The organism is Arthrobacter sp. T572, from assembly GCF_056780115.1.
Genome location: NZ_JBRAZQ010000002.1, coordinates 1,249,463 through 1,268,552, shown reverse-complemented (window position 1 = coordinate 1,268,552; position 19,090 = coordinate 1,249,463). Strand labels below are relative to the sequence as shown.

At 64.4% G+C, this 19,090-nt stretch carries 19 protein-coding genes and 1 riboswitch; of the genes, 7 read left to right on the top strand and 12 right to left on the bottom strand.

Going from position 1 to position 19,090, the window contains the following annotated elements; genetic code table 11:
- Positions 1-11: 11 nt before the first annotated feature.
- The 3 genes from sdhA (at position 12) to ACUYMZ_RS07065 (ending at position 3,485) form a co-directional block, all read left to right on the top strand.
- Positions 12-1,811: a succinate dehydrogenase flavoprotein subunit gene (sdhA, locus tag ACUYMZ_RS07075; RefSeq protein WP_426006443.1), complete on the top strand. Its 1,800-nt coding sequence runs from the start codon at positions 12-14 to the stop codon at positions 1,809-1,811.
- Positions 1,811-2,593 carry a succinate dehydrogenase iron-sulfur subunit gene (locus ACUYMZ_RS07070; RefSeq protein ID WP_347110268.1) on the top strand — a complete coding sequence of 261 codons (783 nt, stop codon included), beginning with the start codon at positions 1,811-1,813 and terminating at the stop codon, positions 2,591-2,593. Before sdhA ends, ACUYMZ_RS07070 begins: the two co-directional genes overlap by 1 nt.
- Positions 2,594-2,708: 115 nt before the next feature.
- A complete protein-coding gene (locus ACUYMZ_RS07065; RefSeq protein WP_481602575.1) occupies positions 2,709-3,485 on the top strand; it encodes an alpha/beta hydrolase in 777 nt (258 codons plus the stop codon).
- A 94-nt stretch (positions 3,486-3,579) separates the two neighbouring features.
- Here the strand turns inward: ACUYMZ_RS07065 and ACUYMZ_RS07060 are convergent, their stop codons facing one another.
- On the bottom strand, positions 3,580-4,881 hold the full coding sequence (locus tag ACUYMZ_RS07060; RefSeq protein ID WP_442423935.1) for an ABC transporter substrate-binding protein: 1,302 nt from the start codon (positions 4,879-4,881) through the stop codon (positions 3,580-3,582).
- A 117-nt stretch (positions 4,882-4,998) separates the two neighbouring features.
- On the opposite strand from ACUYMZ_RS07060, the gene ACUYMZ_RS07055 reads away from it, so the two are divergent.
- On the top strand, positions 4,999-7,209 hold the full coding sequence (locus ACUYMZ_RS07055) for a hypothetical protein (protein WP_481602574.1): 2,211 nt from the start codon (positions 4,999-5,001) through the stop codon (positions 7,207-7,209).
- A gap of 13 nt (positions 7,210-7,222) precedes the next feature.
- On the opposite strand, the gene ACUYMZ_RS07050 is transcribed toward ACUYMZ_RS07055, so the two are convergent.
- From ACUYMZ_RS07050 to glyA, 11 genes are all read right to left on the bottom strand, one after another.
- The gene (locus ACUYMZ_RS07050; protein WP_426006438.1) at positions 7,223-7,375 is read right to left on the bottom strand and encodes a hypothetical protein; all 153 of its coding nucleotides are present in this window, start codon (positions 7,373-7,375) and stop codon (positions 7,223-7,225) included.
- Positions 7,376-7,399: 24 nt separating this feature from the next.
- On the bottom strand, positions 7,400-8,485 hold the full coding sequence (locus tag ACUYMZ_RS07045; RefSeq protein WP_426006437.1) for a YihY/virulence factor BrkB family protein: 1,086 nt from the start codon (positions 8,483-8,485) through the stop codon (positions 7,400-7,402).
- Complete coding sequence (locus ACUYMZ_RS07040; protein WP_442423937.1) at positions 8,412-9,089, bottom strand: 2'-5' RNA ligase family protein; 678 nt, start codon at positions 9,087-9,089, stop codon at positions 8,412-8,414. The genes ACUYMZ_RS07045 and ACUYMZ_RS07040 overlap by 74 nt, the downstream gene beginning before the upstream one ends.
- Before the next feature lie 4 nt (positions 9,090-9,093).
- A complete protein-coding gene (trpS, locus tag ACUYMZ_RS07035) occupies positions 9,094-10,191 on the bottom strand; it encodes a tryptophan--tRNA ligase (protein WP_426006435.1) in 1,098 nt (365 codons plus the stop codon).
- 23 nt (positions 10,192-10,214) lie between these two features.
- Positions 10,215-11,048, bottom strand: coding sequence for an exodeoxyribonuclease III (locus ACUYMZ_RS07030; RefSeq protein ID WP_426006434.1), 834 nt, complete (start codon positions 11,046-11,048; stop codon positions 10,215-10,217).
- A 10-nt stretch (positions 11,049-11,058) separates the two neighbouring features.
- Positions 11,059-11,625 (bottom strand): hypothetical protein, encoded by a 567-nt coding sequence (locus ACUYMZ_RS07025; RefSeq protein ID WP_426006433.1) that lies wholly within the window; start codon positions 11,623-11,625, stop codon positions 11,059-11,061.
- 71 nt (positions 11,626-11,696) lie between these two features.
- Positions 11,697-12,530: an ABC transporter permease gene (locus tag ACUYMZ_RS07020; protein WP_481602573.1), complete on the bottom strand. Its 834-nt coding sequence runs from the start codon at positions 12,528-12,530 to the stop codon at positions 11,697-11,699.
- Positions 12,527-13,393 carry an ABC transporter permease gene (locus tag ACUYMZ_RS07015; protein WP_481602572.1) on the bottom strand — a complete coding sequence of 289 codons (867 nt, stop codon included), beginning with the start codon at positions 13,391-13,393 and terminating at the stop codon, positions 12,527-12,529. Before ACUYMZ_RS07015 ends, ACUYMZ_RS07020 begins: the two co-directional genes overlap by 4 nt.
- Entirely contained in the window at positions 13,386-14,315 is a 930-nt protein-coding gene (locus ACUYMZ_RS07010; protein WP_481605830.1) for an ABC transporter ATP-binding protein, read from the bottom strand. The genes ACUYMZ_RS07015 and ACUYMZ_RS07010 overlap by 8 nt, the downstream gene beginning before the upstream one ends.
- A 202-nt stretch (positions 14,316-14,517) precedes the next feature.
- Positions 14,518-15,408 (bottom strand): bifunctional methylenetetrahydrofolate dehydrogenase/methenyltetrahydrofolate cyclohydrolase, encoded by an 891-nt coding sequence (locus ACUYMZ_RS07005; RefSeq protein WP_426006430.1) that lies wholly within the window; start codon positions 15,406-15,408, stop codon positions 14,518-14,520.
- A complete protein-coding gene (gene glyA / locus ACUYMZ_RS07000) occupies positions 15,402-16,697 on the bottom strand; it encodes a serine hydroxymethyltransferase (RefSeq protein ID WP_442423941.1) in 1,296 nt (431 codons plus the stop codon). The genes ACUYMZ_RS07005 and glyA overlap by 7 nt, the downstream gene beginning before the upstream one ends.
- 118 nt (positions 16,698-16,815) lie before the next feature.
- A riboswitch (ZMP/ZTP riboswitch) is annotated at positions 16,816-16,901 on the bottom strand.
- Positions 16,902-16,936: 35 nt separating this feature from the next.
- Here glyA and purU point away from each other — a divergent pair.
- The 3 genes from purU (at position 16,937) to ACUYMZ_RS06985 (ending at position 19,069) form a co-directional block, all read left to right on the top strand.
- Positions 16,937-17,785, top strand: coding sequence for a formyltetrahydrofolate deformylase (purU, locus tag ACUYMZ_RS06995; protein ID WP_442423942.1), 849 nt, complete (start codon positions 16,937-16,939; stop codon positions 17,783-17,785).
- A gap of 21 nt (positions 17,786-17,806) precedes the next feature.
- Positions 17,807-18,466, top strand: a complete 660-nt coding sequence (locus ACUYMZ_RS06990) for a class I SAM-dependent methyltransferase (protein WP_481602571.1) — start codon at positions 17,807-17,809, stop codon at positions 18,464-18,466.
- An 84-nt stretch (positions 18,467-18,550) separates the two neighbouring features.
- A complete protein-coding gene (locus tag ACUYMZ_RS06985) occupies positions 18,551-19,069 on the top strand; it encodes a gamma carbonic anhydrase family protein (RefSeq protein ID WP_481602570.1) in 519 nt (172 codons plus the stop codon).
- Positions 19,070-19,090 lie beyond the last annotated feature (21 nt).

The following is a 19,090-nucleotide window of genomic DNA, read 5'->3' as shown; positions in this document are numbered from 1 at the left end:
GAGCATCCAGTATGCAGGTCCATAAGTACGACGTCGTCATTGTCGGTGCCGGTGGCGCCGGCATGCGCGCCGCGATCGAGTCCGGTCAGCGCGCACGCACCGCGGTACTGACCAAGCTCTACCCCACCCGTTCCCACACCGGTGCAGCCCAGGGCGGCATGTGTGCAGCGCTTGCCAATGTCGAGGAAGACAACTGGGAATGGCACACGTTCGACACCATCAAGGGTGGCGACTACCTGGTTGACCAGGACGCAGCCGAAGTCATGGCCAAGGAAGCCATCGACGCCGTGCTGGACCTGGAAAAGATGGGTTTGCCCTTCAACCGCACGCCCGAAGGCCGCATCGACCAGCGCCGTTTCGGTGGCCACACCCGTGACCACGGCAAGGCTCCGGTTCGCCGTGCCTGCTACGCCGCCGACCGTACCGGCCACATGATCCTGCAGACGCTGTACCAAAACTGCGTCAAGCACAACGTCGAGTTCTACAACGAGTACTACGTCCTTGACCTCCTGCTGGTTGAAGAGGACGCCGTCCGCGAAGACGGAACCACGTACAAGCAGAAGCGTGTTGCCGGCGTGGTCTCCTACGACCTCGCTTCCGGCGAACTCCACGTGTTCCAGGCCAAGTCCGTAGTCTTCGCCTCCGGCGGTGCGGGCAAGGTCTTCAAGACCACCTCCAACGCCCACACCCTTACCGGTGACGGCATGGGCATCGCTTTCCGCCGCGGTATCCCGCTGGAGGACATGGAGTTCTTCCAGTTCCACCCGACCGGCCTGGCCGGCCTGGGCATCCTCCTCACCGAGGGTGCACGCGGTGAAGGCGCCATCCTCCGTAACTCCGACGGCGAACGCTTCATGGAGCGTTACGCCCCCACCATCAAGGACCTCGCACCCCGTGACATCGTGGCCCGCGCCATGGCCAACGAGGTCCGCGAAGGCCGCGGGTGCGGTCCGAACAAGGACTACGTCCTCCTGGACCTCACGCACCTGGAGCCGGAGCACATCGAAGCCAAGCTCCCGGACATCACCGAGTTTGCCCGTACGTACCTCGGCGTAGAGCCCTTCACCGACCCCGTGCCGGTGTTCCCCACGGCCCACTACGCCATGGGCGGCATCCCCACCAACATCGCCACCGAGGTCCTCCAGGACAACGACACCGTTGTCCCCGGCCTCTTCGCTGCCGGCGAGGTTGCCTGTGTTTCCGTGCATGGATCGAACCGACTTGGCACCAACTCGCTGCTGGACATCAACGTGTTCGGCAAGCGCGCAGGCATCGCTGCGGCCGAATACGCCAAGACTGCCGGCTACGTTGAGCTCCCGGAGAACCCTGAGGGCATGACCCGCGGCATCCTGGACAGCCTGCTCAACGGCACGGGCACCGAGCGCGTAGCCCAGATCCGCAAGGAACTGCAGGACACCATGGACGCCAACATGCAGGTGTTCCGTACCAAGGAGTCGCTGCAGCAGGTCCTGAGCGACATCGCTTCCTTCGAAGAGCGCTACAAGAACGTCACCGTCCAGGACAAGGGCAAGCGCTTCAACCTGGACCTCCTGGAAGCCGTGGAACTTGGCTTCCTGCTCGACATGGCAAAGGTCATGACCGTTGGTGCACTCCACCGTGAAGAGTCCCGTGGTGGCCACTACCGCGAAGACTTCCCGGACCGCGACGACGAGAAGTTCATGAAGCACTCCATGGCTTACCTGGACAACACCGTCACCGCCGACTCGTCTGCCGAGTCCGTTGCGGGCATCCGTCTCGAGACGAAGCCCGTTGTCTTCACCCGTTACGAGCCGATGGAGCGTAAGTACTAATGACCACCGAAATGGCAGAGCCCGCTTCCAAGATCGAGCTGCCCGCCAGCGTTGCCGGCGACGGTGAGATCCCCACGTTCCACATCACGCTGCGTGTCCGCCGGTATGATCCCGAGATCTCCGACGAAGCCCGTTGGGACGACTACAAGCTGACCATGTACGGCACGGACCGCGTGCTGGACGCCTTGCACAAGGTCAAGTGGGAAATCGACGGCACGGTTTCGTTCCGCCGCTCCTGCGCCCACGGTGTATGTGGTTCGGATGCCATGCGCATCAACGGCCGCAACCGCCTTGCGTGCAAGACCCTGCTGAAGGACCTCGACACCACCAAGCCCATCACCGTTGAGCCCATCAAGGGCCTTCCGGTGGAGAAGGACTTGATTGTGGACATGGAGCCGTTCTTCCAGTCCTTCCGTGAAGTCATGCCGTTCCTGATCAACAAGGGCCACGAGCCCACCAAGGAACGCCTGCAGTCCGTTGAGGACCGTGAGCGCTTTGACGACACCACCAAGTGCATCCTCTGCGCTGCCTGCACCTCGTCCTGCCCGGTCTTCTGGACCGATGGCCAGTACTTCGGCCCGGCAGCGATCGTCAACGCACACCGCTTCATCTTCGACTCCCGTGATGATGCCGGCGACATGCGCCTTGAAATCCTCAACGACAAAGAAGGCGTGTGGCGCTGCCGCACCACCTTCAACTGCTCCGAGGCTTGCCCGCGTGGCATCCAGGTGACCAAGGCCATCGCCGAGGTCAAGCAGGCCATCCTGTCCCGCAAGATCTAGTCGCCGTTCCCTGAGGAACAGCACGACGACGGCGCCGCTCACCACTGCTGGTGACCGGCGCCGTCGTCGTTAATCCACTGCCGCAACCACCGCCATCCCCAAGGAGACCAGCAGCGTGTCACGATCCGAAAAGATTACCTTCACAGGAAGCACGGGCGATGTCCTGGCAGGCATTGTGGATGTGCCCGAAGGAGACATCCGGGGCTGGGGCCTGTACTCCCACGGACTGACGCTGGGCAAGGACAGCCCGGCCGCGTCGCGGATCTGCAAGGGGCTCGCCGACCAGGGCGTGGGCATGCTGCGGTTCGACAACCTGGGCCTGGGCGGCTCGGAGGGCGAGTGGTCGGCAGGTTCCTTCAGCGTGAAGGTAGCCGACACCATCCGGGCGGCGGGCTTCATGCAGGAGCAGGGCCGGGCGGTCTCCCTGATCGTGGGACATTCGTTCGGCGGCGCGGCCGTGCTGGCCGCGGCCCGCGACCTTCCCGAGGTGAAGGCCGTGGTGACAGTGGGCGCACCCTACGAACCCAAGCATGTGGAACACATGTTCGACGCCGAGATCGATTCGATCCTGCGTGATGGCAGTGCGGTGGTGGACCTGGGCGGGCGGCCCATGGAGATCCGCCGGCATTTCGTGGAGGACGTGGAACGCGCGGATCTTCGGGACTGCATCCGGACCCTCCACCGCCCCCTGATGGTGATGCACTCCCCTACCGACAACACCGTGGGCATCGACAACGCCAGTGAGATCTTCCGTACCGCCCGGCATCCCCGCAGCTTCATTTCGCTGGAGGGCAGCGAACATCTGCTCACAGGGAAGGGCCAGGCGGCGCGGGTGGCACGCATCATCGGCGCGTGGGCGGATCCGTACTTGGAGACCAGCGACCCCGCCTAACAGGACCGGCCTGACCCAACTGGGTCGCATTTGTGCGCGTTTTGAGCCGTCAAAACGCGCACAAATGCGACCCAGTTGGGTGTGGTGGAGTGTGTTACTTGCCGATGGCGGCCTTGCTTTCGCTGAGCCACTGCTCGGCCGCTTTCTCCGGCGTGAGTCGCTTGAAGAGGACCTCGGTGTTGATGCGCGCCGTGATTTCCGAGACGGCCGTTGAGCCCGTGGGTCCGATGTAGGTCGGCGCGAAGTCCATCTTGCCAATCTGGTCAATGTATTCGGCTTCAACCTTGCCTGTGGGGGTCAGCAGGTCCTGGATGGCCGTCCGCATGCCGGCGTTGCTCGGGACGCCGCGGTCGCTCTGGATGATCTTGGCCGCGGACTCGTTGTTCACCAGGAAATTGACCAGTTTGGCAGCTGCCTCGGTGTGCTTGCTCCGCGCGGAAATCGTGTAGAACTGGGACGACTGCAGCCAGATACCGGGCGTCGGCTTCTCGCCCGGGAGCTTCAGGAGCTTGAGTTCGGCGCCGGAGGCCTTGCTGAGGGCGGAGAGGGAATTGCTCCAAGTGAGCATCATGCCCGCCTGGCCCATGCCCATGAGTGTCTGCTCGGTGCTGACGTTGAGCTTCTCCACTGTCTCCGAAGCACTGGGGGCTGCGCCTGATTCACTCAGCTTGACGGAGAAGTCGAAGTACTCCTTGACCGTGTCCTTTCCCAGTCCCAGTTCACCGTCCTGGGTGTACAGCGACTCCCCCCGCTGGCGGGCGAAAGCGTCCAGGGAATCGTGGGTCAGTACAGTAGCCGTTCCATAGGTCCCCTTGGGGCTCTTGGACGTGATGTCGCCGGCAATGCGGGCGAAGTCGTCCCAGGTCCACGTGCTGTCATCCGGAAGCGAGACGCCGGCAGCCTGGAAAACTGCGGGGTTCACGACGATCGCCAGTGCGTTGGCCCCGGTGGAGACGCCGTACTGGGTGCCCTTGACCTGGCCGTTTTCCAACGCACCCTGGTCCAGCTTGGACAGGTCAAGTGCGCTGCCGGCCTTGGACAAGTCCAACAAAGCGCCGCGGTTGGCGTACTCAGCCGGGTAGGCGCCGCCCATGGTGATGACGTCTGGAGCGTCGTTGGCGGCTACCTGGGTGGCCAACTTGTCGAAATAGCCGCTGATGTCGCCGTATTCGGGTTTGACCTTGATGTCAGGGTTGGCTGCCTCGAATTCCTGGATTGCCTTGGTAGTCAGTTCGGCCCGGCCGGCGTTGCCCCACCAGCTGAAGCGGATTTCGACGGGGCCGTCCTGGGACTGGCCTGCGTCGCTGCCGCCACAGGCTGTGGCCATGCCAAGCATCCCTGCAACGGCCACGAGGGCCAGTGATCTGCGGAAGGTACGGAGAGATTTACGCGTCATTGGGTAAGCTTCTTTCAGACTCAGAAAACGGTTCCTGAAACGTATCAAGTGCTGTAGTATCCGTCAATAGTTCTGAATGTGAACTATTACCCGGTGCGGCCCCCAGCGAAGGATGACATGAACCACTCCCGGCTACCGATTGATCGCGAGGCACTGGCCAGGCGACACAACGTACGGCAACACAAGCTGGATCCGCGCAGTCCTGTATCGGTGGGCAACGGCGAATTTGCCTTCACCATGGATCTCACCGGCCTCCAGACGTTCCCCGCTTCCTACCCCGTGGGAGCACGTGATGACCGGGCCCCCGGAACGCTCCTTGGCACGCAAGCGCAGTGGGGCTGGCACTCCGTTCCGGCGGGAACCCCCTACGGGCTGGCAGGCTCCACCGTCATGTACGACTCGCCCCGCGGACCCGTACCCTACGTGGACATGGTGGGCGAGATCGTCAATGACCGTGAGACCGACACGTCCGACGCCGAAACCTGGTTGAGGGCAAACCCGCACCGCCTGGACCTGGCGCGGATCGGATTCCGTTGGGTGGAGGACGGTCAGGATCATGCCCTCACACCCTCGGAGATCAGCGGGGCGGAGCAGATCCTGGACCTCTGGTCCGGCGTGGTGACCAGCAGCTTCGCGGTGGCCGGTCACCCCGTGAAAGTCACGACGGCGTGCCACCCCGACCGCGATGAGCTCGGCCTCCGCGTCGAGTCACCGGCGCTCGGCAAGGGCCTGGTGATCGGCATCGACTTCCCGTACGGCTCGGAAGCGTGGCACGACGCCGCCGACTGGACCAAGCCGGAGGCGCACAGCACCCGGCGCAATCTGCCGGCCGATGCCGGACCGCAGGACACCACGAGCTGGGTTGTGGACCGGGAACTGGATGACTCCCGCTATGCCGTGATCGTCACGGGCCGGGGCCTGGACGTGGAGCAGACAGCCCGGCATTCACTCCGGATCGGACCGGGACAGCCATCCGGCACCCTCGATCTCTCCCTCGCCTTCCTGTCCTCCGGAGACGGTGACTGCATTCCGCGGGGCAACAACAGGCCTGGACGGGCCGCGCCCTTGGTGGGCCTGGGAACGGAACCGGATTCCGGCGTCGTGCCTTCAACGGAACAGGGCGCCGGAAGCAGTGTCGCGGCAGCGTCGGCAGCCTACTGGCCGGGGTTCTGGCGCTCGGGCGGAGCGATCGAGCTTGATGCCACCAATGATCCGCGGGCCAAGGAACTGGAGCGGCGTATTGTCCTGTCGCAGTACCTGACCGCCATCAACTGCTCGGGCTCGTTGCCGCCTCAGGAAACCGGGTTGGTGTGCAACTCCTGGCGCGGCCGGTTCCACCTGGAGATGCACTGGTGGCATGCCGCGCACTTCGCCCAGTGGAACAGGCCGGAGCTTCTGTTGCCCTCGCTCAGGTGGTACTCAACAGTCCTGGAAACGTCCCGCCAAACCGCCAAGGCGCAGGGCTTCGATGGAGTGCGCTGGCCCAAGCAGGTGGGACCCGACGGGAGGGAAAGCCCCAGCACGATCGGGACGTTCCTCATCTGGCAGCAGCCGCACCCGATCTATCTCGCTGAACTGCTGTACCGGGCCAACCCCGGGCGTGAGGTCCTGGAAGAGTTCGCTGAGATTGTCTTCGAGTCTGCGGCGTTCATGGCCGGCTTTGCCCACCCAACGCAGCGCGGTTTTGAGCTCGGCCCCCCGCTGGTTCCGGCGCAGGAGAGCTACGGCTCCATCCGCAGCAGGGTCAGCAACCCGACCTTCGAACTGGCCTACTGGCAGTGGGCCCTGACCATCGCGTCGGAATGGCGGAAGAGGCTGGGCCTGGAGCCTGTGGCCGCCTGGCAGGACGTGGCCGCCGGAATGGTGGAACCCCGGGTGAAGGACGGAGTCTATGCCGCCATTGACGTCGAGCCCTTCACCATCCGCACCGACCATCCATCCATGCTGTGCGCGCTGGGCCTGCTGCCGCGGACGGACGTGATTGATCCGGACATCATGCGGGCAACACTGTCAGGAGTGCTGGCGGATTGGGACTGGGACAGCACCTGGGGCTGGGACTACCCTGTCATGGCCATGACAGCCGCACGTCTGGAAGATCCCCAGGCGGCAGTCAATGCGCTCCTGCTCGACGCTGGAAAGAACACCGTCCTGCCGAACGGGCACAACCGGCAAACGGATTCGCTGCCCCTGTACCTTCCGGGCAATGGCGGACTGCTGGCCGCCGTGGCCCTCATGGCAGCCGGCTGGGACAACGGACCCTCGCGCCATGCTCCCGGATTTCCTGCGGACTGGACCGTGGCGTGGGAAGGGCTGGTGTCCGCCCCCTGATTCGGCTGCGAGGTCATTCACGCCGGGGTCCAGTTGCCGCGCCCACCAGCGCCCCGAGCCCGAGCCCCACCAGAATCCCCGCGAAGGGTGACTCGAAGATCAGCTGGCCCACGATCAACCCGGCCGCTGCCCCCAGGAGGCAGGCGATCCACAGTTGGTTGTTCATGGCGCCTCCATGCGAGGGGATCAGTCAGGTTTGGGGCGTGGCACGGCGTGAGCCGAGGAACTTCTTCCGCGGACTCTCCCCGGCCTTCAGGTCAGCTTCCCGGATGGCGGCCCAGGAAGCCGATACCAGGTAGACCTGGCTCACCAGGTTGAACCAGATCAGCAGCCCGATGATGATCGCGAACGATGCCAGGACCGGGTTGTTGCCTGCCCGGGCCAACAATTCCGTGCTGAAGATCTGCAGGACCGTGGTGCCCACGCCGGCAAGCACCACACCCTCCAGGAAGGGTTGTCGCCCCAGCTTAAGGCCACCGGCGATGCGGAACAGGACTGCCGCCGTCGCGCAGTTGAGCAGGAGGGGGACGACGATCTTGACCACGGCCGCCACCGGGGCCGCCACGGCCTCATCTAGCCGAAGGAAATCAAACAGCACGTCCGCAGCAGTGCCGAACACCAGGGAGGCTCCGGCGCTGACCACGAGGATGACGCCCAGGAGCAACAGCGTGCCGGCGTCGACCAGCTTCTGCAGAATGGGGCTGCGCTGCAGGGGGTCGGCGTCCATGACGCCGCGGACCCCCTCGCGCACGCTCGCTATCCACCCCAGGGAGGTGTAGATGGTGACCACCGCTGCGATGACCGCCGTCCAGCCAAGTCCCGACGGGTTCAAAAGCGTCTGCGGATCCACCAGGCCATCCCGGCCATCCACCTGCAGCAACCCGGGGGCTGCCGAGGCGACGCTCCGGATCACAGCGTCGGTCAGGACCGGATTGCCACCCAACACAATGCCCGCCACCGCAAACCCTGTGGTGAGGAGACCAGTGACGGAGAAAAACATGTTGAAGCCGATACCGGCGCTCAGCAGCGGACCGTGTTGCCTGCTGTAGTGCTGGAAGGAACGCATGGCCCGGTTGGTATTGAGCCTGGCCATGAACAGGGCAAAGAACGCGCCGGCCTTTTGTGGCAAGCCTGCACCGGCTCTTTTGGCCTGGCCCCATTCCTGGCGTTTGTGGAGCAGCTGGAGTTTGAGCTTTGCCAGCTCAATGGGCAGCGGAGGACTGTCCGCTTGAGGACGTTGGTTCCGCCTGCTTCGTTTCGTCAGTGTTCCCGCCAAAGTCGAGCTCTTCCCGTAGCTGCCAAATTCCATTGGTGTCGTGCTCGTAGAGTCCCATGCTAACCACAGGAAAGGTGGCCCGGTAATCTCTTAGGACCGTTTCGGCCTCGTCAAGGTTTTCCTGGGCGACGTCGTGCGCCACGGTCACATGCGGGTGGTACGGGAAAGGAAGTAACCGCTCCAAGGGGCCGGTCTGGAGTTTTTCGTGCAACTGCACGCACTCTTCAAAGCCCTCCTCCACGTTGACGAATACCACTGGTGACACAGGCCGGAAGGACCCGGTGCCGGAGATGGTGATGGTGAAAGGCTTCTGTGCACGGGCGACGGCCCTGACGTGGTCCCGGGTAGCGGCCCAGTCCTGGGTGGGGGTGGTGGTGATCAGGGTGATGTGCGCCGGAATGACCTCGGCCATGGGATCACCAAAGGAAGCGCGCCATTCCTGGAGCTCCTTGGCGATCTCCGGCGGGAAGCCCAGAATCACTCCAACGCACAGGGTGTCACCGGCGCCACAGTCGGTGCCGGTGACAGCAGGCCGGCGCGATTCGTCCGGACCGGAACCTGGCAGGGTTCCGGTCTTGACGTTGATCTGGCCAGCGGCGCACATGGACTTAGCGGACTCCCTGCTCGCTGGGGCTTGCGGTTCCGCGGTACGGCAGGAAACCGACCTTGGAGTACACGTCGGCCAAGGTGGCCGAGGCGATGTCACGGGCTTTGTCCGCCCCGTGGGCCAGGAGCCGGTCGAGCTCTGCCGGATCTGCCAGGAGCTCGTTGGCCCGCTCCCGGATGGGTGCCAGGTGTCCGGATACGAGCTCTGCCAGGTCAACCTTCAGGTGCCCGTACATCTTGCCCTGGTAGTCCGCCACGATCTTCTCCACCGGACTTCCGCTGATGGCCGAGTAGATGGTGAGCAGATTGGAGACGCCGGGCTTGTTCTCGCGGTCGTAGCGGATCTCGGTCTCAGTGTCCGTCACAGCGGACTTGATCCTCTTGGCCACGGTCTTGGGGTCATCGAGCAGGTTGATGAGACCGGCCGGCGACTCGGCGGACTTGGACATCTTGGCCGTGGGGTTCTGGAGATCGTAGATCTTGGCGGATTCCTTCTGGATGAAGGCCTCCGGCACCTGGAACGTCTGGCCGAACCGGCTGTTGAAGCGGTTGGCAAGGTCCCTGCTCAGTTCCACATGCTGGCGCTGGTCTTCACCCACCGGGACGCCGTGCGGCTGGTACAGCAGGATATCTGCGGCCTGAAGGATCGGGTACGTGAACAGCCCAACGCTGGCGTGGTCCGAGCCCTGCTTCTGCGCCTTGTCCTTGAACTGGGTCATGCGGCCGGCCTCACCCATGCCCGTGATGCAGTTGAGCACCCAGGCCAGTTGGGCGTGCTCCGGAACCTGCGACTGGACAAACAGCGTGCACTTCTCCACGTCAACGCCACCGGCAATGTACTGGGCTGCGGTGACGCGGGTGCGGCGGGCCAGCTCAGCGGGGTCCTGCGGCACCGTGATGGCGTGCAGGTCCGGGATGAAGAAAACGGCGTCGTACTCGTCCTGCATACGGACCCAGTTGACCAGTGCCCCGAGGTAGTTGCCCAGGTGCAGGGAGTCGGCGGACGGCTGCATCCCGGAGAGCACGCGGTGCTTGGCACCGGCTGCGGGCAAGGTGGAGACGGCGGGCAGTACGGCAGCGTCTGTTTCAGCAGTAGTCATGGAGGTAGGTACTTTCGTCAAGCTTAGAGCCGGTAGTCAACGACCACCGGTGCGTGGTCAGAGAAGCGGGTGTCCCACGAAGGCGCCCGGTCAACCACGGCCGAGAAAGCGGCGGCGGCGAGTGCCGGGGTGGCCAGGTGGTAGTCGATGCGCCAGCCAGTGTCGGTGTCAAAGGCTTTTCCGCGCTGGGACCACCAGGTGTAGGGGCCGGCGACATTACCTGCCAGGCCCCTGTGGACATCCCTCCATCCAATCTCGTCGCCGAAGAAGCGGTCGAAGTACGCACGCTCCTCAGGCAGGAAGCCGGCACGCTTGACGTTGCCCTTCCAGTTCTTGATGTCCAGCTCCGTGTGCCCCACGTTGAGGTCGCCCACCACCAGGGCGTGGTCGCTGTGCTTGGCCAGCTCAGGCAGGCGTGTGGTCATGGCATCCAGGAAACGGTACTTGTCATCCTGCTTGGGCGTGCCTGCTTCACCTGAGTGGACATACGCGCTGACGGCAGTGAGCGTCGTAGCTTCTCCAGCGGAGTTGTGCACCAGGAAATCCGCCTCGACCCAGCGGCCGGACGTATCGAAGTAGGCGTCCCCGTTGCCCACCCGGGTTGCCGTGGGCTCCTGGCGGGATGCGATGGCCACCCCCGCACGGCCCTTGGCCTCCGCCTCGGCGTGGAGGATGTACCAGCCCTCGCCGATCAGCGAGTTCACGATTGCATCAGGAGCACGGACTTCCTGCAGGCAAAGGATGTCGACTTCGCGCGGCTCGAGCCACTCCGCCATGCCCTTTTTGTAGGCAGCCCTCAGGCCGTTGACGTTGACTGATGCGATGCGAAGGAAATCCTTCTTCAATGCCGTACTCACCCGCTCTACTCTAGTCGATGATGGTTCCGGCCACCGGCTCGTCGGAGCCTCCGGAAGACTTGATCATGTCGCGGGCATTGGTGGACGTGATGGCGATGGTTTCCAGCGCCCGGTTGATGGTGTCCTGGTTGGCTGCAGCGCCCTTGGCACGCTCTTCCTCCACCACGCGTACCTGCACCTGGACGATCTTGAAGGAGTGGTCCAGTTTGAGGTCCCGAACCTCGTCGGCCTGGCTGCGCTCGGCAACGACGCGGGTTCCGCCGTGGTCGGCAACGTTCGACGACGGCGCGCGGCCGGCTGCGGAGTTGAAGGCAGCTTGCGCTTCGCTCAGCTTTGCCCCGGCCCGCTGCGCGGCCTTGCGGATGCTCAGCACGACGAACGTGGCCAAGGCAAGCCAGCCGAAGGCCACGACTGCCACGACCCACCCCACGACATCGTTCTGGTTGGCCGCGAAAATAACAGCCACCAGGAAGGCAATGATGACAACGGTCATCCCCAGGCCGCCGATGCGGAAGCCCTTGAACGGACCCTTGGCGGAAGCGGACGTGGACGGGTGCGGGTCACCGAGAGATTGCATGGGTTTATTGTCTCAAACGCCCGGCCGTGCCCCTGACGCTTCCACGGACGGCGAACATCGGGTACCCGGCATCACTTCAGGAAGAGTTGCCGCAGCCTGCCGGTGGTCAGCATGATGCCCAGGGTGATCATCACCAGGTAGTAGCCCACGTGGATGGCCGTGGCCCCGCTGAACGAGCCCACACTGATCTGGCGCAGCAACTCCACCCCATGCCAGAGCGGCATCGCCTGGATGAACCATTGGATGGGCTGCGGATAGACGCTGAGCGGGTAGAACGTGGCGCTGAACAGGAACATGGGAAGCAGGAAGAAGTTGATCCAGTCCATTTGCTGGAACGTCTTCATGAAGCTGGTGATCCCCATGCCGAAACTCGCAAAGCCGAATGCGATCAGCACCGACGCCGGAATCACGAGGATGGCCCACCATGAGGTCAGCAGTCCCATGACACCCATCACCGCGGTGAAGCCCGTGGCGTACAGGAGTCCGCGGAGCAGGGCCAGGAAAATCTCCCCCATGGCCACATCCAAAGGCCCCAGCGAGGTGTACAGCATGCCCTGGTACAGCTTGGCGAAGTTCATCTTGAAGAACACGTTCCACGTGGAATCGTAGATGGCGCCGTTCATGGCCGAGACAGCCAGCAATGCGGGCGCGATGTACGCGGCATAGCTGATTTCCCCGCCTCCCGGGCCCTGCACGGTTCCGACGATCGACCCCATGCCCACCCCCATGGCCAGCAGGAACAGGACGGGCTCAAAGAACCCGGAGACCATCACCAGCCACGTGCTGGACCTCGCAGCCATAAGCCCCCGGCCCACCACCGCGCGGGCATTGCGCGAGTACAGCGACCCGAACTTCCGCTCCCGTGCCGCATCAGTGGCGCTGTGCCCACCGGTCAGGGTGCTCATGAGCCCATCCTCCTGACGAATTGGCGCCGCACCAGGAGCCAGCCTCCAGCGGCGGTGGCCACGAGATACACCAAATGGACGATGGTCAGCAGCGGGTTCCCCTCCATCCCGTACGTGAAGACGCGGCCCAGTTCCGTGCCATGCCACACCGGCGACAACCAGCCGATCCACCGGACGGCAAGCGGCAGGGTGTCCAGCGGAAAGAACGTCCCCGAGAAGAGGAACAGCGGCATCACGATGAACCGTTGCACCAGGGCGAACTGTCCCTTGTCCTGCGTGATGCTGGCGGCATATGCCATCAGTGGCAGGCCGAAGGACAATGCGGCCACGGTGGCAACAATCGCGGACACCCAGCCCCAGGGGCCGGGAGATGCCCTGAACATCGCCACCACGGCAAAGTACACCACCGATTGCAGAAGGAACCTGAGGGTGCTGGCCATGATGTGGCCGCTCGCGATCTGCTGCGGGACCAGCGGCGATGCATGGGGACCGTAGAACACCCGGCGCCACTTGAAGCCGTCCATGATCGGGTAGGAAAACTCACCCGAGGCCGTCATCACTGCCGCGGACACCAGCAAGGCGGGGGCCACGAACTCCAGATAGCTCACTCCGCCAAAGAGGGACTCACTGTTGGCGTCGACCAGGCTGGCCAGCCCCACCCCCATGGCGAAAAGGTAGGCCACCGGCTGCCCCACGCTGTACAGCACCACGGACCAGCCGTAGTTCCGCATCACCCGCAGGACCTGCTCGGCGTAGAAGAAGGAGCCCCACCGCCGCGCCCTGGCTGCCGAGACGGCAGGTGGGTGCGCCCTCTGCGGAGGTCCCGCCGTCGTGGTTTTACTGCCCGGCAGCTGCTCAGTCAACGAGGCTCCTGCCCGTCAGCCGGAGGAACACGTCCTCCAGCGAGGACCGGCGCACCAGCGAGGTCAACGGGCGAAGTCCGCGGGCCGTCACCTGTTCCAGGGCCGATTCGCCGTCCTGCGTGTAGATGAGGACACGGTCCGGCAGCGTCTCCAGCCGCTCACCGATGCCTTGAAGCTCGACGGCGATGGTCCCGTTCCTGTCCGACCCGAACCTGAGCTCAAGTACTTCGCGCGACGAGTGCTCGCGGATCAGGCCGGCCGGCGAACCTTCTGCCATGATCCGGCCCTTGTCCACCACGATCAGCCGGTCGCAGAGTTGTTCGGCCTCATCCATGTAGTGGGTGGTGAGGATCAGCGTGACACCGCTTTCCTTGAGCCGGAACAGCCGGTCCCAGAGGATGTGCCGGGCCTGCGGGTCCAGGCCGGTGGTGGGTTCATCCAGCAGGAGGATCCGGGGTTCGTTGATGAGGGATCGCGCAATGGTCAGGCGGCGCTTCATCCCGCCGGACAGGGCGTCCACCTTGGATTTGGCTTTGTCCGTGAGCTGTGCGAATTCCAGGAGTTCGTCCGCTTTCGGGCGCAGGTAGCTCAGGGGAAGACCGAAATAACGCCCGTAGACGATCAGGTTTTCCCGGACCTTCAGTTCTTCGTCGAGGTTGTCCTGTTGCGGCACGACGCCCAGGTGCGCACGGACTTCGGGGCCATGGGTTTCCGGGTCCAGGCCCATGATGTTCAACGTTCCGGACGTCCTTTGCGAGACGCCGCCGATCATCTTCATGGTGGTGGACTTGCCGGCACCGTTGGGCCCGAGCAACCCGAAGGACTCCCCTGCCGGAACATCGAAGGAGATGTTGTCCACGGCCGTGAGGTCGCCGTAGGCCTTGGTGAGGTTGCGCGCGCTGATGACGGTGGATGGGTTCATGCCGTCGTTGGACTGCGACGTTCCGGAGGGTGTTGGCGACGTTGCCGGGCTGGTTGCTTCATTGTGCACCCTCAGCAGACTAATCGCGCCCACCGATATGTGAAAGGGCTCTTGCAGATAATTGCCCAACTGACCGGCAGCAGTGGTTGTTCTGAGGGCTCAAAACAACCTCTGCTGCCAGTCAGTTGAAACGGCGTTGTGTCTAGGCGATACCGGCCTGGCGCTCGGCGGACTCCACGACGTTGGCCAGCAGCATGGCGCGGGTCATCGGCCCAACGCCGCCCGGGTTCGGGGACAGCCAGGCGGCGACGTCCGCCGCAGCCGGGTCCACGTCTCCGGTGACCACTGCCTTGCCGTTGCCGTCGTCCACACGGCTGACGCCGACGTCGAGCACGATTGCACCCGGCTTGAGGTCTTCAGCCTTGATCATGTGCGGGACGCCTGCAGCAGCAATTACGACGTCGGCCTGCCGGAGTTCGGCGGGAAGATCCACCGTTCCGGTGTGTGCCAGGACCACGGTTGCGTTGACTTCCTTGCGGGTCAGCAGGAGGCCGATGGGCCGCCCGATGGTGACGCCGCGGCCGACCACCAGGACACGCTTGCCCTTGAGCTCGATGCCGTGGCGGCGCATCAACTCCACGCAGCCCTTGGGGGTGCAGGGCAGCGGGGACTTCATCTCACCGTTCACGTTGGCCACCAGGCGGCCAAGGTTCATGGGGTGCAGGCCGTCGGCGTCCTTGTCCGGATCCATGGCCTCCAGGATGGCGTCCTGGTCGATGTGCTTGGGCAGCGGAAGCTGGACGATGTATCCGGTGCACTCCGGGTTCCCGTTGAGCTCCTGGACCACCTTGAGCAGTTCGTCCTGGGTGATGTCCTCGGGAAGGTCGCGGCGGATGGACTGGATGCCCACCTCGGCGCAGTCCTTGTGCTTTCCGCCGACGTACCAGGTGCTTCCGGGATCCGAGCCCACCAGGATGGTGCCCAGGCCAGGAACGATTCCCTTGCCGGCGAGGACGGCAACGCGTTCGGTCAGTTCTGCCTTGATGGCCGCGGCGGTTGCCTTGCCATCAAGGATCTGTGCTGCGTTCACCACTGCTCGTGCTGCGGGTAGAGCGGGAAGTCGGCGGCGAGCTTGTCGACGCGGGCCTGGAGGGCTTCCACATCCGTAGCGGAACCGGACTTCAGTGCGGTGGCGATGATCTCGGCAACCTCGGTGAACTCGGCAGCACCGAATCCGCGGGTAGCCAGGGCAGGCGTACCGATGCGGAGGCCCGAGGTGACCATCGGCGGGCGCGGGTCGAACGGAACAGCGTTGCGGTTCACGGTGATGCCCACGGAGTGCAGGAGGTCTTCGGCCTGCTGGCCGTCCAGCTGCGAGTTGCGCAGGTCAACGAGGACCAGGTGGACATCCGTGCCGCCGGTGAGGACGGAAACGCCGGCCTCGGCCACGTCCGGCTGGTTGAGGCGGTCGGCGATGATCTTGGCGCCTTCGAGGACGCGCTCCTGGCGCTCCTTGAATTCCTCGCTGCCGGCGATCTTGAAGGCCACGGCCTTCGCTGCGATCACGTGCATGAGCGGGCCGCCCTGCTGGCCCGGGAACACGTTGGAGTTGATCTTCTTGCCGTACTGTTCCTTGGCCAGGATCACGCCGGAACGCGGGCCGGCGAGGGTCTTGTGCACGGTGGAGGTCACGACGTCGGAGTGCGGGACCGGGCTCGGGTGCAGGCCGGCTGCGACGAGGCCTGCGAAGTGTGCCATGTCGGTCCAGAGGAGTGCGCCGACCTCGTCAGCGATCGAGCGGAAGGCAGCGAAGTCCAGGTGGCGCGGGTAGGCGGACCAGCCGGCGATGATGACCTGCGGCTTCTCCTTGATGGCCTGCTCGCGGAGCTTGTCCATGTCCACGCGGAAGGTGTCTTCTTCCACCTGGTAGGCAGCGACTTCGTACAACTTGCCGGAGAAGTTGAGCTTCATGCCGTGGGTCAGGTGACCGCCGTGTGCCAGGGAGAGACCGAGGATCTTGTCGCCAGGGGTGATCATGGCAGACAGTGCGGCGGCGTTGGCCTGTGCACCGGAGTGCGGCTGGACGTTGGCGTATTCGGCACCAAACAGGGCCTTGACGCGGTCGATGGCGAGCTGCTCGGCAACATCGACGTATTCGCAACCGCCGTAGTAGCGCTTGCCCGGGTAACCCTCGGCGTACTTGTTGGTCAGGACGGAGCCCTGGGCTTCCATGACAGCGCGGGGTGCGAAGTTCTCGGACGCGATCATTTCCAGGGTGCCGCGCTGGCGGCCAAGCTCCTGGTCGAGGACTGCTGCGATTTCAGGATCGAGCTCAGCGAGCGGCTGGTTGCTGACAGACGCTGAAGTGGTGGTGGTAGACACGGAAATCTCCTGGCTAGGGAATGGGAGGTGCTACAGGTCAGGCTACCGGCAGCAGCATTCCCGCGTCCTCTCGATGACAAGAGGCATCGGTCACTCTGCATGCATTCGGTAAAACATGACCCTCGGCCCAGGCGTACGATCCGTGGTCTTCGTGATTGCCGCTCCCTGGTGGTAGTCCACCCAACGCCAGTTGCGACCCGTTAACAGTACAACAACGCCGCGCGGGTAGGCTTGGGCGTGTGACTGACTCCGCATTTGTTGTGACCCTTTCCTGCCCTGACCGCCCCGGCATCGTGCATGCCGTCGCCGGAGCCCTTCTGGAGGCAGGATGCAACATCGCCGATTCCCAACAGTACGGAAGCCCCACCACGGGTAACTTTTTCATGCGCGTGGAGGCAACGACGTCGGGCCCCCAGCAGGCGCTGGAGGCCGCGCTGCTTCCGGTTGCCGGGTCGTTCGGCATGACGTGGCAGGTCAATCCGGTAGGCCGGAAGGTCCGCACCATCATCATGTGCTCCAAGGACGCACACTGCCTCAACGACCTCCTGTTCGCCCAGCGCGCAGGCACCCTGCCCATCGAGGTCCCCGCGATCGTGTCCAACCACCGCGACCTCGAGGAACTGGCCAGGTTCTACGGCATCCCCTTCCACCACATTCCGGTCACCGCTGACACCAAGCCCCAGGCCGAAGCGGAGCTGCTGAAGCTGATCACCGAGCACGATGTGGAACTGACGGTCCTGGCCCGCTACATGCAGGTGCTGTCCAACGATCTCTGCCGGGAATTGAACGGCAAGGCCATCAACATCCACCACTCGTTCCTGCCCTCCTTCAAGGGCGCCAAGCCCTACCACCAGGCCCACGCACGCGGTGTGAAGCTCATCGGCGCCACCGCCCACTACGTCACTGCGGACCTGGATGAGGGGCCGATCATCGAGCAGGAAGTCATCCGCGTGGACCACGCCCGCACGGCCGCCCAGTTCGTCCAGATGGGCCGCGATGTGGAAGGACGGACGCTGGCCCAGGCGGTCCAGTGGCACGCCGAGCACCGGGTGCTCCTGGATGGCACCCGGACCGTGGTGTTCAACTGACGCCGGTCCTACGCTGGGGGTATGCAGGGTATCCCTGATCCGGAAGCTGACCTGGCTCTCTACTACGACCGCCATGCCGCAGTGCGAAACACCCGGTCTTTGACTCCACACCGGGTGGAGGCCAGGCAGTGGTTCGTGCGGCTGCTGAAGGAGGAGCACCGTCGCTCCCTGTTTGAGCTCGGCTGCGGAACCGGTGTTGAAGGCCTGGCCTTTGTCCAGGCGGGGCTGCACTACACCGGAGTGGACCTGTCCGGTGAAAGCATCCAGGTGGCCCGGGCCCACGGGCTTGAGTGCTCTGTGGCCAGCGGACGGAGGCTGCCTTTTGCCGACGGGGTTTTCGACGCCGTGTGGAGCATGAGCACCCTCCTGCACGTGCCCAACAGCAGGATTCACGACGTCGTCAGCCAACTTGTGCGGGTCGCCGCACCTGGTGCGCCGATCGCCGTCGGGCTGTGGTCCGGCGACGACGACGAAGTCCTGAACCCGGAAGACCTCGACGAGCCCCGCCGGTTCTTCAGCCGCCGGAGCGATGACACCCTGCACCGGATCTTCGGTGCCCATGGTGTGGTGGAGCACTTCCGGACCTGGCCCGAAGGAACGGGGGTGGAGTCCGGGCCCGGAGCAGGCCATTGGACCCAGCACTACCAGTTCCTGGTCCTCCGCACCCCCTCACCCAACTAGGTCGCATTAGTGCGCGTTTTGAGGGCTCATAACGCGCACTAATGCGACCCAGTTGGGTGCACGGGGTGACTTATGCTGGGGCATATGGCTCCCTCATACACTTTTGCCGGGGACACCCCGGACATCCATGGCACCGCCTTCGTGGCACCCACGGCGTCGATCATCGGCAAGGCCACGTTGGCCCGGGACTCCAGCGCGTTCTATGGCGTCTCGGTCCGTGCAGACACGGCGGCGATCACGGTAGGCGCAGGTTCCAACCTCCAGGACAACGTGGTCCTGCACGCGGACCCCGGATTCCCTTGCACCGTCGGCGAGCGCGTCTCAGTCGGTCACAGCGCCGTGGTGCACGGCTGCACCGTGGAGGACGACTGCCTCATCGGCATGAGCGCCACGATCCTCAACGGCGCCGTGATCGGAAGCGGTTCCCTCATCGCGGCGGGCGCCGTGGTCCTTGAGGGCACAGTCATCCCCCCGCGCTCCCTGGTGGCCGGCGTCCCGGCGAAGGTGCGCCGCGAGCTCACCGACGAGGAATTCGACGGCGTGAAGCGCAACGCCGCCCACTACAAGGAACTGGCTGCGGCCCACCGGGAAATGCACGCCTGACGAACGAATGCGGGGCCCGCT